Genomic DNA, 14,847 nt, shown 5'->3' with positions numbered 1-14,847 from the left:
CACATGGGAGCAGGCTGCGTGCTTGGTTGCACCGCACGGCCACCATTTGTGGACAAATGAACCGCGTCGATCGATGCCGCACGCAACCCCACCCAGACACCGTTGAGGCTGCTGCCGGATCAGCGCGCGCGGCTCCGAGCCGCGCGCGCACTGCATCTACAATGCGATGGACGGACCGATCAGTTCGTCAGCACCACGCGTCCGACGACATGGCCGGCGCGCAGTTGATCGATCCATTTCTGGACGTCGGCCATCGGCTCCTCGCGCATCGGCGGCGGCTTGATCTTGCCGGCGCGGGCCAGGGCCATCAGCTCATGACCTTCGGCGAGCGTGCCGACCATGAAGCCCTCGATGGTCATGCGCTTGTACACCCACTGCACCATCGGCAGCGTGAACTGGCCGCCCATCAGGCCGGATACGACGATCTTGCCGCCGCGAGCCACGACCGACACGGCAAACGCCATCGACTTCTCATTGCCGGCGAAGTCGACGACCTCGTCGAAGCCGCCCTCGGTCTCCTTGAGGATGCGCTTGATCACATCCGGCTCGGCCGGATCATAGGCCGTGGCTGCCCCGTTCTTCAGCGCGGTGTCGCGCGCGGCAGCCGAGAGATCGGCGACCGAGATCGGCTGCTTGAACATCGCGTGCGCGAATGACAGACCCATCATGCCGACGCCGCCGAGTCCGATCAGCAGCAGATTGCGCTGCCGCGGCCGGTCGACGAGACGCTTGAGCGCGCCATAGGCCGTGACACCGGAGCACATCAGGGTCGCCGCCTGATTGACCGGCAGCGGATCATATTCGAGCAGGTACTTCGCGTCGGGCACCAGTACGTGGGTGGCGAAGCCACCGTCGATCGAGACGCCGAGAAAACGCTGCTTGGCGCACAAATTCTCGTCGCCATTGGCACAGTCGCGGCACTGGCCGCAGCCGATCCACGGAAACACCGCGCGCCGGGCGCCGATCAGCTCCTTCGGCACGTCGGGTCCGATCTCGTCGACGACGCCGGCGATCTCATGTCCGAGCGTGAAGGGCAGGGTCATGCCGCGGGTCGTGTCGAGGCGCTTGCCGCCGCCGAGGTCGGCATAGCCATCCTGGATGTGCAGGTCGGAATGGCACAGGCCGCAGCGTTCGATACGCACGAGAACCTCCCGGCCCTGCGGCTTCGGTGTCTCGACGATCGTCTCGCACAGCGGTGCATCGAATTTGACGAGCGACTGACGACGCATCAACGCCATGAGAAATCTCCCTGAAATGCTTGTTGTTAGGTCTTGTTATCGTCGCGACTATTGGTCAATTCGCTCGCCATGGCAACAAAGCCCGACACCGGAATGGTCTCGGCGCGGCGCGTCGGATCGACGCCGGCAGCTGCGGCCAGACGCGCGGGATCCGTTGGCAGGGACTTCAGGCTCTGGCGCAGCATCTTGCGGCGCTGGCCGAATGCGGCGGCTGCGACCTGCTCGAGCGCGCGGCGGTCGCACGGCTCCGGGGCTGTGCGCGGCACCAGCCGCACCACCGATGAGGTCACCTTCGGCGGCGGCACGAAGGCCGAGGGCGAGATGTCGAACAGGATCTTGGTCTCGCAGCGCCAATTGGCGAGCACGCCGAGCCGGCCATAGGCCTCCTCGTTCTCGCGCGCGACGATCCGCTCGGCGACCTCGCGCTGGAACATCAGCACCATCATGTCGTACCAGGGCGGCCATGGTTCGGCGGAGAGCCAGCCGATCAGCAGATGCGTCGCGATGTTGTAGGGCAGGTTGGCGACGATCTTGGCCTTGGTGCTGCCGAGATAGGGCCGGACATCGAAGGTGCGGGCATCGGTGCAGACGATCTCGAGCCGTCCCGGATAACGCTCCGCGATCGCCTGCAGCGCCGGGATCGCGCGCTCATCGTGCTCGACGGCGATGACGTGGCGGGCGCCGAGCGCGAGCAGCGCCCGCGTCAGGCCGCCCGGGCCCGGACCGATCTCGACCACGGTGGCGTCCTCCAGCGGACCGGCGGCCCGGGCAATTCGCGCGGTGAGATTGAGATCGAGCAGGAAGTTTTGGCCGAGTGCCTTGCGCGCCGACAGCTGATGCTCGCGAATGACCTCGCGCAGGGGCGGCAGGTCGTCGATCGCGCTCATGCCGCTTGGCTGGCCATGCGCGCGGCAAGCCGGAGGGCGGCGATCAGGCTGGCCGGATTGGCCGTGCCCCTGCCGGCGATGCCGAACGCCGTGCCGTGGTCCGGCGAGGTGCGGATGAAGGGCAGGCCGAGCGTCACATTGACGCCCTCGTCGAAGGCCAGCGTCTTGATCGGGATCAGCGCTTGATCGTGATACATGCAGATGGCGCAATCATAGGTCTTGCGCGCAGCGTCGTGGAACATCGTATCGGCCGGCAGCGGTCCCTGCACGTCGAGGCCGGCATTGCGCAGCGTCGCGATCGCCGGCGCGATGATCGTGTCCTCCTCCGTGCCCATCGTGCCGTCCTCGCCGGCATGGGGATTGAGGCCCGACAGGGCGATGCGCGGCCGCGACAGGCCGAAATAGCGCCGCAGGCTCGCCGCGACGATGCGGGTCGTCGAGGTGATCAGCGGGCTCGTCAGCTGCTCGATCGCCTCGCGCAGCGCCACATGGATCGTCACCGGCACGACGGCGAGCGTCGGCGACCAGAGCATCATGACGGGCTGCGGGACCACCCCGCCATCGGCGGCGAGCTCGGCGAGATACTCGGTGTGCCCCGGATGCGTGAAACCGGCGCGGTAGAGGATGGCCTTGGCGATCGGATTGGTCACGACGGCGCTCGCCCGTCCGGTCTTGACGTCAAGGACGGCCTGGCGGATCGAGCCGATCGCGGCCTCTGCGCTCGTGACGTCGGGACGGCCGGGTTGCGCGGTGACGCGATGCCCCGTGGGTACGACCGGCAGCGCCTTGGAGAATATCTCGACGGCCTGTCCGGGATGCGTCTCCGTCACCGGAACATCGAGGCCCAGCAGCGCCGCCCGCTGGCTGATGAAGCCGGGATCCCCGAGCAGATAGAAAGCCGGAAGTCCAAGCTCGGTGCGACGCAACCACGCCTGCAAGGTGATGTCGGGGCCGATGCCTGCAGGTTCGCCCAATGTGAGCGCGAGGGGATTGCTCATCAGCGATATTCGATCATCGCCGCCTTGCGGACTTCCTGCAGATAGGCCTTGGACGTCGCCTCGTACTTCTTGGTGTACATCTCCTCGCGGATCTGACGCTTTTTCGGCGTGTCGACCGTCGTGGGAGTGCGGGCGCACAGCGCGACCATCTGGATTCCCTGTTTGGTCGCTTCAGGCGGCGTGAGATGTCCAATCGGAGTGTCGTCGAGCAATTTGCGGAGGTTCGGCGGAATGTCGGCGGACGTCTTGACGACGATCTCCTTGATCACGGCATTCGCGGTGGTCTTGAAGACATTGTTGGCGTCGGCGCAGGTCTGCACCCGCGCGCGCAGGGCTTCCGCCTCCTTGTGCCGCGCTTCCATCACCGCCTGGTTCGATGAGTTTGACACGATCAGCACGATCGGCTGCATCTTGTATTCAAAGGCTTGGCCCTGCTGGTCGGAATCGCCGCCGGCCGCAGCAACCGCCGCGGCGACGTCCTTGTCGGACACCAGCAGGCGTTCCTTGTAGCGACCGCGGACCAGGCTGGTCCAGACGATCTCGGCCTTGATGCGCGCCTTGAGGGTTTCGGGGCGCACGCCCTGGCTCTCCAGCGATTTCGTCAGCTGTTCGGCATTGAGCCGCATGCGCGAGCCCATGCCGGCGAACGACTGGTCGACGTCGGAGGCCGTCGGTTCGACGCCGAACTTCTTGCCTTCCTTGATCTTCACCTTGTCGTCGATCAGCTCGTTGATGACCTCCTGCCGGCTCTGCTGCTTTCGCGTGCTGAGGAAGTTGAGCTTCATCCGCTGCTCAATGTCGTAATCGGTAATGGGATCGCCATTCACCATCACGACGATGCTCTGGGCCTGAGCGGGGATCAGCCCGGCACCCGATGCCAGCACGGCAAGACTGCAGATGGCCAGGGCCCGAAGGCGGGAAGAGAACGCGATCGTCATGACCAAGCTTCGCTGTTCGCAATGAGTCCAACCAGAAGCGGCGCGACGGCTCTTTGTCGGGACCTCTCGGACCAGAGGAGCACCGGTCGGAGACCGGCGCGCGCTACTGAAGGCCACCAGCCGCACTTCCCGTCGACGAGGAGTTTGCGAGCGTCCGAAGCCCGATCTGGAGCATATAGGCATGGCTCAGAACGGGTGGGGTGGTACCTGCGGTGTAATTATAGGACGTTACATAGTTGGCGGCCAGCACGAAACAATCGTCCACATAGCCGGCGCCGATCACATACTGGTTGATCTTGTTGGCGGCCAGATCCCAGCGCGCCGCACCGGATACGATCCAGTTGGGCGCCACCTTGACCGAGCCGCTGCCGAGGATGCCCTCACGCCGGGCGAGATAGCCGAGCGCCGGATCCGCGGCGTAATTGCCGTAGGTCAGGGCCACCGACCAGCGATCGAAGTTCGCCTTCGCCTCGGCCTCGAAGCGCTGGATGTTCAGGGTCTGCTGGTCGAACCGGCTGCGCATGCTGAACGTATAGGTCCGGTTCGGCGAGTAATCGACGCGCGCCACGTAATCCGAGACGGTCTTGTCGAGACCGGACCCGATGGCGGTATTGTTGGCGTCCTGCACCGCGAAGGAGTTCAGGCCGAACAGGTGGTAGGACTGGCCGAACAGCACGTTGATCGTGCCGCCGCGGTCGAACTGGGTGGTGGCCTGCACGCCGACATTGGCGCGGCCGCCGCCTTCGACGCGGTCATAGCCGGAGAACTTGTCGACGCTGAACAGGTTGCTGGCGTCGAACACCATGCTCTGGGCGTCCTCGTTCGGCAGCCGGCCGGCATAGGTCTCGTTCGGCCGGATGATCACCTGCGCGATCGGTTCGATCGTGGTGGTTCCCCACGGCTGCACATTGATGAACGGGTAGCGGTATTCCAGGCCGACCGTCGGCATCAGCCGCAGCGCCTGGGTGTCGCCCGTCTGGACGAAGTTGCCGACGCCTGGCTGCGCGGTGACGTTGGCGTTGATCGCGTCCGCGCGCAGAATCGCGAACGGCGTCCAGATCTGGCCGTAGGGGTCAGTGAACGAGCGCCGCCACTCCGCCTGTGCGGTGAGACGGGTATAGGTGCCGGGTGTGGCGCGCAGCAGGCACTGGGTGGGCAGCCGCGCGCGCGGATCGGCCGACGTCGTCGCGCACAGGCCGGCCGTATTGGCCGTGGTGGTGATCGGGTCGAACACCGCCTGTTCACGGCTCAGATTGACGAAATTGGTCTTGTAGCTGAACTCACCGCCGAACACCGGATAGTTCAGCACGTTCGAATAGTCGAGCACCGGATAGACCACCGGCACGGTCTGCTGGTTGCCCGAGAAGCTCAGATAATGGATGGCCCGGACGTCGAAGAAGCTGCGGCTGCCGACGCCGGTCAGATACAGCTGCGAGATCGCCTCCGTCGGCAGGCTCATGAACGAGTTGAACGGGTCGCGGTACTGCGCCAGCCGGTAGTCCGACAGGAACATGTAGTCGGACAGCAGGATGCCATCCCAGCCGAACACCCACTTGTCGTTGATCGCGAACTGGCCCTTGGTGTCGATGCCGCCGCGGAACTGGCGATTGCCCGGCTGGCCGGCGAAGGCGTTGGGGTCGAGCTGGTCGATGCCGTAGAGGCGCACCTGATAGCCGCCATTGCTAAAGCGCTGGCGGAATTCGGTCTGTAGCAGCACGCCCTGCTTGGAGGTGATGCGCGGCGTGAAGGTCGCGTCGTAATCCGGCGCGATCGCCCAGTAATAGGGGATGTCGACGCCGAAGCCGTAGCCGCCGGTCTGGGTGATGCCCGGCATCAGGAAGCCGCTCTTGCGCTTCACCGTCGGGTCGGGCGTCGAGAAGTACGGGATATAGGCGAGCGGAACGCCGAAGAATTCGAGCTGGGCGTTCTCGAAATACAGCATCTTCTCGGTCTGGTCATGGATGATGCGCGCACCCTTGACCTGCCACAGCGGCGGCTTCTTCGGATCGTCCTTGCATGGCGCGCAGGCGGTGTACACGCCGTTCTCGAAGACGGTGTAATTGCCCTTGGAGCGGTCGGCGCGGGTCGCCGCCATCCGCGTCTGGTCCTCGGTCTCGACGCGCAGCGAATCGACGAAGCCGTCGCGGTAATCGTCGGACAGATCGAGGCTGTTGGCGTAGGTGATCTTGCCGTCGGCGTCGGTCATGCGGATGTTGCCTTCCGCATGCAGGCGCTTGGTTTTCTGGTCGTAGATCACCCGGTCGGCCTCGACCGAGGTGCCGTTATAGAACAGCTGGACGTTGCCGACCGCTGACACGCGCGAGTTGTTGTAGTCGTAATCGACCTCGGTCGCCTGAACCAGCATCTGGTTGTCGTTGGCGACGCGCGGCGGTGGCGCCTTTGGCGGGCGCGGATTATAGGTGAAGCTTTGCGCGGCGGCGGGCGCAGGTGCAACCAGACCGATGGCCGCTGTCAGCACGGCACCGAACGCCAGCGCGAACACGCCCCCGAGAACGGCAGACGTGAATTGGCCAGACGTGAAGCTGCGCGGCTTGGAACCGGGAGACCAGAACTTCCGAGACATGGATTCGGCAGACACGATGCCACTCACGCGCGCGAATCGACCGCATGCAATCGCATGCTGCCGGAGCACGGCAAGCGCTGTCTGACGGACGGCAACGAACGACACTAGCCGTCCTCCTGGTAGAGCAAGGCCATAAAGCCGGTCAGGCCACCGACGAACACCGGCAGCCACGCGGCAACGATCGGATCCATCAACGCAGCCTTGCTCAAATCTTCCGTTACTTTCGACAAAACGTAGAGCAGAAAGCCGGCGCCCACGCCACTCAAAACCATTTTTTGTACGCCACCCATTCGGAAGAAGCGGAGCGACACGGACGCGGCCAGCATGACCATCGCAGCCAGCAGGAATGGCTGCGCGATCAGCTTATGATACTGCAATCGGTAGCCCGCGGTCGCGAAGCCTGAGCTCTCTGACGAACGGATGTAGCTCGGCAGTTGCCAAAACGACACAGTTTCGGGGGTCGAGAAGCTGTTGCGGACCTGTGCCGGTGTCAGGCTGGTGGGCAGAATGAAGGTCGGCTCGTCCACCGGCGGCGCATCGAGGGAGAATCGGCGCACCGATTTGAACACCCACTGGCCGTCTTCGAGGGTGGCCTCGCGCGCTTCGATTCGGTCCTTGAAATGTTTCTCCGTATCAAAACGGAACAGCGTCAGGCCGGTCAGCCGAACACCCTGCTGCTCACTGCGCGCGGCGTTGATGATGACCGAGCCGTCCGGGTTGATCTGGTTCAGCCAGAAGCCGGACGCATCCTGCACGCCGCCGCCCGGGGCGGCGCCGAACAGCTCCGCTTCCATGCGCTTCGACAATTCGCGCAGATTGGCGGACATCGGATTGTACAGCGTCGTCGCCATCAGGCCGAGCATGATGGCGCTGGCCAGCGCCGGCGCGATGAACTGCCAGGCCGACACGCCGGCGGCGCGCGCCACCACGAGCTCGAGGCGACGCGACAGGGCGAGGTAGCAGGTCATGGCGCCGATCAGGACGCAGAACGGCATCATCTTCTCGAGCAGTTGCGGCACGCGAAACAGCGAGGTCTCGGCGACCATCAGCGCCGAGGCGGAGGCCAGCCCCGAGGTCTTGCGGACCATCTCGATGTAATCGACCAGGACGAGCAGCACGAAAATGCTCGCGAACACGCCGACCGCCGAGACCAGGAAGCGGCCGGCGAAATAGCGCCCGAGCGTGTTGGTGACCATGTTCATGCGGCGGCCGGCCTTCTGAACAGCCGTGCGATCCGCGCATTCGAGCGGTTGATCACCTCCATCAGCCGCGCCGGCGGCTCGACCACCACGCCGCCGACGATGATCCAGATGCTCAAGCCGAGCACGCCGAACAGCATCAGGTACTGCACCAGGGCGGCAACCGGCGTCTTCACCGTCATGACGGAGCAGGCGAAGCCGGCCATGCGTACGCCGAACACCGCGAGAATCGCACTGCCGAACGAGAAATTGCGGCTCTGACGCGTCGTGCGCGGCGCGCCGAGAAACGCAAAGGTCAAAGCCGCGAAGGCGAAGGGGTAGATCGGTGCAAGGAAGCGGTCATGCAGCTCCTGCCGGAATTGTCCGGGGATCTGCTTGTAGATCGGATCGTCCTCGGCCGGCGCCATCAATTCCCACAGATAGCGCTCGCGGATGCCGAGCGTGACATCGCGGCCCTGATTGGAGAATTTCGACATGTCGAAGGCGTAGCGGGCGAACGCGACCATCGCCGGCTCGCGCTTGCCAAGTTCGAAGCGCTCCAGATTGCCATCCTCCAGCACCAGGAACGACCCGTCGGGGTTCTTCACCACCGTACCCTTCTCGGCGATGATCGTGATTCGCTCCTTCGGATCGCGGCGGTCGTCGATCAGAATGCCCTGCAATTCGCCGCCGGGCTGGCGTTCGCGAATCCGGATGGTGAGGTTCTGGTCGAGCTGGGCGAACCGGCCGGGCTGCAGGATGTTGGCGAGTACGTCGGCGGTGATCTCGGCGTCCCATTGCTTGATCCGCCGCAGCCCGTCGGGCGCAAAGAAAGCGGCAATGAAGGTGACCAGGATCGCGACGACGCAGGTGGCGTAGGCGAAGGGCACGAACAGCCGGATCGGCGACATGCCGGCGGCGTTCATCACGATGATTTCCGAATCGGTCGCGAGCTTGTTGAGGGTGTGAGAGACCGCGATCATCAGCGCAATCGGCGCGATCACGCCGAGCAGCGAGGGAATCACCAGGCCGGTAATGCCGAGAAAGGTCAGGATGGTCTGTCCCTGGCTCGTCATCAGGTCGATGCCGCGCAGCGCCTGGGTGATCCAGATCACCCCGGTGAGACTCACCAGGACCACCGCAAACGACGCGAGCGTCGTGCGAAAGATGTACCTGTCGATGGATCCCATCGTGTGCGCTCGATCCCCAATCAGCAGTCCCGGAACGAGCGCTGCGGCCACCCTTGAAACGGGTCCCCGAGGCTGCTTGCGCCGTCACGTTCCAAGGTCAGTGAACATCCTTACCATCCCTTTGATCCGTCGACAAAATGGCTGTGGCGTGGCGCCGCTAAAATACGGCTAAAATTTCATTATTGTGACCGCCTCGACACGGGAGGCTTGGCAGCTCTGGCCGCGGCAGGCCATACTGTTGCCAAGTTGGGTTCCGAACTGCCGCCATCCTCGTCTGTCCGCTCAGATTTTGGGGCGGTCGCGGCGGCCCTCACGATGAAATTTGGAGGTTTGCTTGATGTCCGACACCGTCAAGGTCGGCTTCGTTCCGCTGTCGACTGCGCCACGCGGTATCCTGGTCGCGTTCTGCGACGAATCCCTGCGGCTTGGTGCCGCGACCGACAAGGCGCTGGGCGGCGCCGCCGAGCTGATCCAGCGCGCGGCCGCTGCGGCGCGCTTCAAGGGCAAGGACGGTGCGGTGCTCGACCTTCTCGCCCCCCAGGGAATCAAGATTCAGCGCTTGCTCGTGATCGGCACGGGCAAGAGCGGGGATCAAAAGGAAAAGGATTTTCTGAAATATGGCGGGACGTTAGCCGGAAAACTGAATGCCGGGACTGAACCTGTGATGGTGATGGCCGAGCTGCCCTCCGGGCCGATGACGCCGGATCAGGCGAGCTCGTTGGCGGCCGGGATCAGGCTGCGGGCCTATCGATTCGACCGCTACAAGACCAAGAAGAAGGACGAGGAGGCGGCCGTCAGCGCCGCGATCTCGCTCGCCGTCGCGGACGTTGCCGCGGCCAAGAAGGCTTTCGCGCCACGGTCGCATGTCACCGACGGCGTGATTCTGGCGCGCGATCTCGTCAACGAGCCGCCGAACGTGCTCTATCCGGAGGAGTTCGCCAAGCGCGCCAGCGCGCTGCGCAAGCTCGGCGTGACCGTCGAGATTCTCGATGTGCCGGCCATGACGAAGCTCGGAATGGGGGCGCTGCTCGGGGTCGGCCAGGGCTCGGCGCGGCCGAGCCGCACCGTCGTCATGCGCTACAATGGCGGCAAGAAGGGTGATCAGCCGGTCGCGTTCATCGGCAAGGGCGTCTGCTTCGACACCGGTGGCATCTCGATCAAGCCGGCCGGCTCGATGGAGGATATGAAGGGCGACATGGGCGGTGCGGCCTGCGTCGTCGGTCTGATGCATGCGCTGGCCGCGCGGAAGGCCAAGGCCAATGTGATCGGCGCGATAGGCCTGGTCGAGAACATGCCGGACGGCAACGCCCAGCGCCCGGGTGACATCGTCACCTCGATGTCCGGGCAGACGATCGAGATCATCAACACCGACGCGGAAGGCCGGCTCGTGCTCGCCGACGTGCTCTGGTACGTCGCGACCAAGTACAAGCCGAAATTCATGATCGATCTCGCCACCTTGACCGGGGCGATCATGGTTGCGCTCGGCACCGAGCATGCGGGCCTGTTCGCCAACAATGACGATCTTGCCGAGAAGCTGTTGAAGGCGGGGCAGGAGACCGGCGAGAAGGTCTGGCGCATGCCGCTCGGCCCCGAATACGACAAGCTGATCGATTCGCAATTCGCCGACATGAAGAACACCGGCGGGCGCCACGGCGGCTCGATCACGGCCGCGCAATTCCTGCAGCGCTTTGTCAATGATACGCCATGGGCGCATCTCGACATCGCCGGCACCGCGATGGGCGCGCCGAAATCGGAGGTCAATCAGAGCTGGGGCTCCGGCTACGGCGTGCGCCTGCTCGACCGGCTGGTGTGGGATTGCTACGAAGCCAGGAGTTGAGGGACGGCTGTTCGGATGACGGAAGTCCTGTTCTATCATTTGCAGAACATGACGCTGGAAGGCGTGTTGCCGCCGCTGCTGGAGAAGTCGCTCGAGCGTGGCTGGCGGGTTGTGGTGCAATCGACCTCAGAAGAGCGTGCAGATGCGCTTGATGCGCATCTGTGGACCTATCGTGACGATTCGTTTCTGCCGCACGCCACATGGCGGGTTGCCGATGTGGCCGACCAGCCGATCGTGTTGGCGGTGGAGGAGAGCAATCCCAACCAGGCGAATGTGCGATTCCTGGTCGACAACGCGCCGCTGCCGTCAGACGCGCACACTTATGAGCGTATGGTCCTCGTCTTCAACGGCGACGATGACGAAGCGCTCGCAGCTGCGAGAGCGGCCTGGACCGATTGCAAAACGCGCGGATTCGAGGTCACCTATTGGCAGGCCGATGAGCGCGGGCGGTGGCAGCGTCGGCAATGATGGCCTGCCGGTCGCGCGCGCTCGCCATGGCGGCGTACCGCGATTAATGATAATCTGCCAATGAACTGGCGGTGCGTTGGCAAAGCCACGAACGTGCCGCAAAGTGATGGTGGGACGATCCGTTCGAACAACGATTGTGCCTCGCGCATCTGAAGTGTTGCATCCCGCCGATGCGGGCAGAACATCGCTTCAAGAGCCAGGGCGCAGCCGGTTACAAGATCTGCTAGTGCTTTTGAATCGAGCATTGGTTGCAATTCAGCAAGGTTCATCGTGCGAGACCACAATCAAAAGCTGACGCGCCTTCTGGCGTTCCTTGTGCTTGCACCGGTCGTGTCCGGATGCTCCGGCTCGGCTGACTTTCTCTCCAAGGATGCCGAATGGTTCAACCGGCCGCAGCGCCTGTTCATCAAGAGCATCTCGATCGACGCGCCGCCGCTGACGCCCGAAAAGCCCGTCACCGCGGAGGATCTCGTCAGCGCCGAGGGCGCCTGTCCCGGCATGGCGTCGGCCGGCGCGAATGCGATGAGCAGCGATGCGGCCGCTGCGCCGCCCGCCGCAGGCGGCACGGTTGCGCTCGGCCATACCGAATGTGACGTGGTGCGCGGCATCGGCGCACCCGACAGTGTCAACATCGGCGGTAATGGCGGTGATCGCGTTGCGACCGTGACCTGGCTGCGCGGTGCGCGCGCAGGCGTCTACACGTTCACCGCGGGCCGTCTGACCTCGATCGAGCGCGCGCCCGATCCGGGCCCGGCGCCGAAGATGGCGAAGCCCGCCAAGGGCAAGAAGAAGGCGACCTGAGCCCGCTGCGCGAGTGGCTTCTGTCACAGCAGAACGGATCGAACCAGGTTCGGTCCCAGTGATTTTGAGGAACTACCGGCCGGACGTTTGTTCGTCAGCCGGTCGCCTCGTCGTACAGCGTGCTCGCTTCCAACCACTGCTCTTCGGCGCGCGCGAGCGCCTCCGCGGCATTCGCCCTTGCCTTGTACAATTGCGCCGCCTGCTTCGGGTCGCGGGTGAAGATGTCTGGCAACGCCAGCGCGCCGTCGATCTTGGCGATGATCTCGGTGATGCGGGCCATCTCGGCTTCGGCGGCCGCGATCTTCTGTTTCAGTCCGCCACGCTTGTTGTCGCCGCGCGGTCGTTCCGCTCGCTCGCTCGTCTGCGGACGTTCGGCATCGCGCGCCGACGCACCGCTCCGCGACGACAGGATCATCCGCCGGTAATCGTCCAGATCGCCGTCATAGGTCTTCACGGTCCTCTCGGCGACGACCCACAGACGATCCGCGCAGGCCTCGATGAGATAGCGATCGTGCGAGACCATGATCACGGCGCCCGGAAACTCGTTGATCGCCTCGGCGAGCGCCGCGCGGCTGTCGATGTCGAGATGGTTGGTCGGCTCGTCCAGGATGATCATGTTGGGACCGTAGAAGGTGGCGAGCCCGAGCAGCAGCCGCGCCTTCTCGCCGCCGGACAGGCTTTTCACCAGCGTGTCGGCCGCCTTGCCGGAAAATCCGATGGCGCCGGCACGGGCCCGCACTTTCGATTCCGGCGCATCGCTCATCAACTGCCGGACGTGAGTGTAGGGTGATCCCTGCTCGTCGAGTTCATCGAGCTGGTGCTGGGCGAAATAGGCGGTCGACAGCTTGTCGGCGCGCGTGACCTTGCCGGAGAACGGTGCCAGCCGGCCGGCGAGCAGCTTGACCAGCGTCGATTTGCCGTTGCCGTTCGCGCCCAGCAGCGCGACGCGATCGTCATTGTCGATGCGCAAGGTCACCCGGTTCAGCACCGGCTGGGCAGGGTCATAGCCGACCGAGGCGTTGTCGACCGCGATGATCGGCGGCGACAGCAATTTCTCCGGTGCGGGAAAGCTGATCTCGTGCACATCCTGGGTCACGAGCGCCGTGATCGGCTTCATCCGTTCCAGCATCTTGACCCGCGACTGCGCCTGCCGCGCCTTCGAGGCCTTGGCCTTGAAGCGGTCGACGAAGGACTGCAGCCGCGCGCGCTCGGCCTCCTGGCGCTTGACCGCCTTGGCGTCGAGCATCTCGCGCGTGGCGCGCTGCTCCTCGAACGAGGAATAGCCGCCGCGGTACAGCGTCAGCTTGCCGCGATCCAGGTGCAGGATCTGATCGACCGACGTCTCCAGCAGATCGCGGTCGTGGCTGATGACGATCACCGTGCGCGGATAATGCGCCAGATGATCCTCGAGCCACAGCGTGCCTTCGAGATCGAGATAGTTGGTGGGCTCGTCGAGCAGCAGCAGGTCGGGGGCGGCGAACAAGGTGGCGGCGAGTGCCACGCGCATACGCCAGCCGCCGGAGAATTCCGCGCAGGCCCGCGCCTGGTCGGCGGCCGAGAAGCCGAGGCCGCTGAGGATGGCGGCGGCCCGCGCCGGCGCCGAATGCGCGTCGATATCGACCAGCCGGGTCTGGATCTCGGCGATGCGATCCGGCTCGACGGCGGTTTCGGCTTCGCGCAGCAGGGCATCGCGCTCGAGATCGGCCCGGAGGACCACCTCGATCAGGCTTTCCGGGCCGCTGGGCGCCTCCTGGGCCAGGCTGCCGATCCGCCATCGCGGCGGGACGGTGATCGCTCCGTTCTCCAGCGACAGTTCGCCGCGGATCGCCTTGAACAGCGTCGACTTGCCGGTGCCGTTGCGGCCCACCAGGCCGACGCGGGCGCCGGGCGGAATCTGCACCGTGCTGTGGTCGATGAGAAGCCGTCCGGCGAGCCGGATGGAGATGTCGTTGATCGAAAGCATGCGCGCCTTGTCACCGCGCGCGCGACCAAACGCAACCGCTTTGTCGCAGGCTCAGCCTGGCGGAATTTTACTCCAAGCGCAGACTCGTCTCGTCGCGCTTGCGCAACTCGTTCATCAGATGAGCGAGCGGGGCCGGGAGGTGGGAGCCGTCCGGCGGCAGGCTGCGTTGCAGCCGTTCGCCCACGGCGTCGCAGATCGATCGGCTCGTCTTGCGATCGAGCGCCTCGCTGGAATCGGCGGTGCGGCCAGTCATGACTGAGTTCCACGAGCATTGTGACGGGTCCTCTATCAAGTCATGGCAGGCCGATTGGTTTCCGCGACAGCCCCGGAATGGCGCGGACTTGGTTGAAATCCAACGAAAAAAGCCCCGGCGTGGGGGGCGCCGGGGCTAGGCGAGCTGTTGCGGCGGGGGGCGGGTGCCGCGACAGGGCTCGTCGGGGAAGGTGGGATCAGATGGTCTCAGTAGCAGCGGTTGATCCAGCGCCAGCGCGGTCCCCACGGGGTCGGAACCACGCGGCGCACATAGCAGCCGCCATAGCCGTAGCTGTACACCGGGCCGCCGACGAAAACGCGCGGCCCATAGAACGGACGGTGCCAGCCGTGATGCCAGCCCCCGTGCCAACCGCCGCCATGCCAGCCGCCGCCGTGCCAATGGGCCGAGGCCGCGGTGGGGGCGAGCGCAGCTGTGCCGAGGGCAACCGCGGCCGCCGCGATGAGCGAGATTTTGCGCAACATGTTCGTCTCCTGGAGTACGGCGCTGGTGGC

At 64.9% G+C, this 14,847-nt stretch carries 13 protein-coding genes; 3 read left to right on the top strand and 10 right to left on the bottom strand.

Going from position 1 to position 14,847, the window contains the following annotated elements; translation table 11 throughout:
• Window positions 1-179: 179 nt before the first annotated feature.
• The 7 genes from ACVIJ6_RS31560 to lptF form a co-directional block, all read right to left on the bottom strand.
• Window positions 180-1,238, bottom strand: a complete 1,059-nt coding sequence (locus ACVIJ6_RS31560; protein ID WP_456775906.1) for an alcohol dehydrogenase — start codon at window positions 1,236-1,238, stop codon at window positions 180-182.
• A 26-nt stretch (window positions 1,239-1,264) separates the two neighbouring features.
• Complete coding sequence (gene rsmA / locus ACVIJ6_RS31555; RefSeq protein ID WP_456775905.1) at window positions 1,265-2,125, bottom strand: 16S rRNA (adenine(1518)-N(6)/adenine(1519)-N(6))-dimethyltransferase RsmA; 861 nt, start codon at window positions 2,123-2,125, stop codon at window positions 1,265-1,267.
• Window positions 2,122-3,123 (bottom strand): 4-hydroxythreonine-4-phosphate dehydrogenase PdxA, encoded by a 1,002-nt coding sequence (gene pdxA / locus ACVIJ6_RS31550; RefSeq protein WP_456775904.1) that lies wholly within the window; start codon window positions 3,121-3,123, stop codon window positions 2,122-2,124. Before pdxA ends, rsmA begins: the two co-directional genes overlap by 4 nt.
• Entirely contained in the window at window positions 3,123-4,061 is a 939-nt protein-coding gene (locus ACVIJ6_RS31545; protein ID WP_012043909.1) for a SurA N-terminal domain-containing protein, read from the bottom strand. Before ACVIJ6_RS31545 ends, pdxA begins: the two co-directional genes overlap by 1 nt.
• A 103-nt stretch (window positions 4,062-4,164) precedes the next feature.
• On the bottom strand, window positions 4,165-6,750 hold the full coding sequence (locus ACVIJ6_RS31540) for an LPS-assembly protein LptD (protein ID WP_456775903.1): 2,586 nt from the start codon (window positions 6,748-6,750) through the stop codon (window positions 4,165-4,167).
• Window positions 6,750-7,847, bottom strand: a complete 1,098-nt coding sequence (lptG, locus tag ACVIJ6_RS31535; protein ID WP_456775902.1) for an LPS export ABC transporter permease LptG — start codon at window positions 7,845-7,847, stop codon at window positions 6,750-6,752. Before lptG ends, ACVIJ6_RS31540 begins: the two co-directional genes overlap by 1 nt.
• Window positions 7,844-9,013, bottom strand: coding sequence for an LPS export ABC transporter permease LptF (gene lptF, locus ACVIJ6_RS31530; RefSeq protein WP_456775901.1), 1,170 nt, complete (start codon window positions 9,011-9,013; stop codon window positions 7,844-7,846). Before lptF ends, lptG begins: the two co-directional genes overlap by 4 nt.
• 337 nt (window positions 9,014-9,350) lie before the next feature.
• Here lptF and ACVIJ6_RS31525 point away from each other — a divergent pair, with 337 nt between their 5' ends.
• The 3 genes from ACVIJ6_RS31525 (at window position 9,351) to ACVIJ6_RS31515 (ending at window position 12,119) form a co-directional block, all read left to right on the top strand.
• Window positions 9,351-10,850, top strand: coding sequence for a leucyl aminopeptidase (locus ACVIJ6_RS31525; protein WP_456775900.1), 1,500 nt, complete (start codon window positions 9,351-9,353; stop codon window positions 10,848-10,850).
• 15 nt (window positions 10,851-10,865) lie between these two features.
• Window positions 10,866-11,318: a DNA polymerase III subunit chi gene (locus ACVIJ6_RS31520; protein WP_012043914.1), complete on the top strand. Its 453-nt coding sequence runs from the start codon at window positions 10,866-10,868 to the stop codon at window positions 11,316-11,318.
• Window positions 11,319-11,633: 315 nt separating this feature from the next.
• Entirely contained in the window at window positions 11,634-12,119 is a 486-nt protein-coding gene (locus ACVIJ6_RS31515) for a hypothetical protein (protein WP_456777120.1), read from the top strand.
• Between the two features lie 94 nt (window positions 12,120-12,213).
• Here ACVIJ6_RS31515 and ACVIJ6_RS31510 read toward each other — a convergent pair whose 3' ends face one another.
• The 3 genes from ACVIJ6_RS31510 to ACVIJ6_RS31500 form a co-directional block, all read right to left on the bottom strand.
• Entirely contained in the window at window positions 12,214-14,082 is a 1,869-nt protein-coding gene (locus ACVIJ6_RS31510) for an ABC-F family ATP-binding cassette domain-containing protein (protein WP_456775899.1), read from the bottom strand.
• A gap of 67 nt (window positions 14,083-14,149) precedes the next feature.
• Window positions 14,150-14,335, bottom strand: coding sequence for a hypothetical protein (locus ACVIJ6_RS31505; RefSeq protein WP_456775898.1), 186 nt, complete (start codon window positions 14,333-14,335; stop codon window positions 14,150-14,152).
• A 206-nt stretch (window positions 14,336-14,541) separates the two neighbouring features.
• A complete protein-coding gene (locus tag ACVIJ6_RS31500) occupies window positions 14,542-14,817 on the bottom strand; it encodes a sulfur globule protein precursor (protein ID WP_456775897.1) in 276 nt (91 codons plus the stop codon).
• Window positions 14,818-14,847 lie beyond the last annotated feature (30 nt).

It is taken from the genome of Bradyrhizobium sp. USDA 4369 (assembly GCF_054056435.1).
This window is presented reverse-complemented; position numbering and strand designations above follow the sequence as displayed.

Coding starts and splice junctions, on each gene's coding strand:
- ACVIJ6_RS31505 (WP_456775898.1), bottom strand. CDS start 14,335: ATGACTGGCCGCACCGCCGATTCCAGCGAGGCGCTCGATCGCAAGACG.
- pdxA (WP_456775904.1), bottom strand. CDS start 3,123: ATGAGCAATCCCCTCGCGCTCACATTGGGCGAACCTGCAGGCATCGGC.
- ACVIJ6_RS31510 (WP_456775899.1), bottom strand. CDS start 14,082: ATGCTTTCGATCAACGACATCTCCATCCGGCTCGCCGGACGGCTTCTC.
- lptG (WP_456775902.1), bottom strand. CDS start 7,847: ATGAACATGGTCACCAACACGCTCGGGCGCTATTTCGCCGGCCGCTTC.
- ACVIJ6_RS31560 (WP_456775906.1), bottom strand. CDS start 1,238: ATGGCGTTGATGCGTCGTCAGTCGCTCGTCAAATTCGATGCACCGCTG.
- ACVIJ6_RS31520 (WP_012043914.1), top strand. CDS start 10,866: ATGACGGAAGTCCTGTTCTATCATTTGCAGAACATGACGCTGGAAGGC.
- ACVIJ6_RS31500 (WP_456775897.1), bottom strand. CDS start 14,817: ATGTTGCGCAAAATCTCGCTCATCGCGGCGGCCGCGGTTGCCCTCGGC.
- ACVIJ6_RS31545 (WP_012043909.1), bottom strand. CDS start 4,061: ATGACGATCGCGTTCTCTTCCCGCCTTCGGGCCCTGGCCATCTGCAGT.
- ACVIJ6_RS31525 (WP_456775900.1), top strand. CDS start 9,351: ATGTCCGACACCGTCAAGGTCGGCTTCGTTCCGCTGTCGACTGCGCCA.
- rsmA (WP_456775905.1), bottom strand. CDS start 2,125: ATGAGCGCGATCGACGACCTGCCGCCCCTGCGCGAGGTCATTCGCGAG.
- lptF (WP_456775901.1), bottom strand. CDS start 9,013: ATGGGATCCATCGACAGGTACATCTTTCGCACGACGCTCGCGTCGTTT.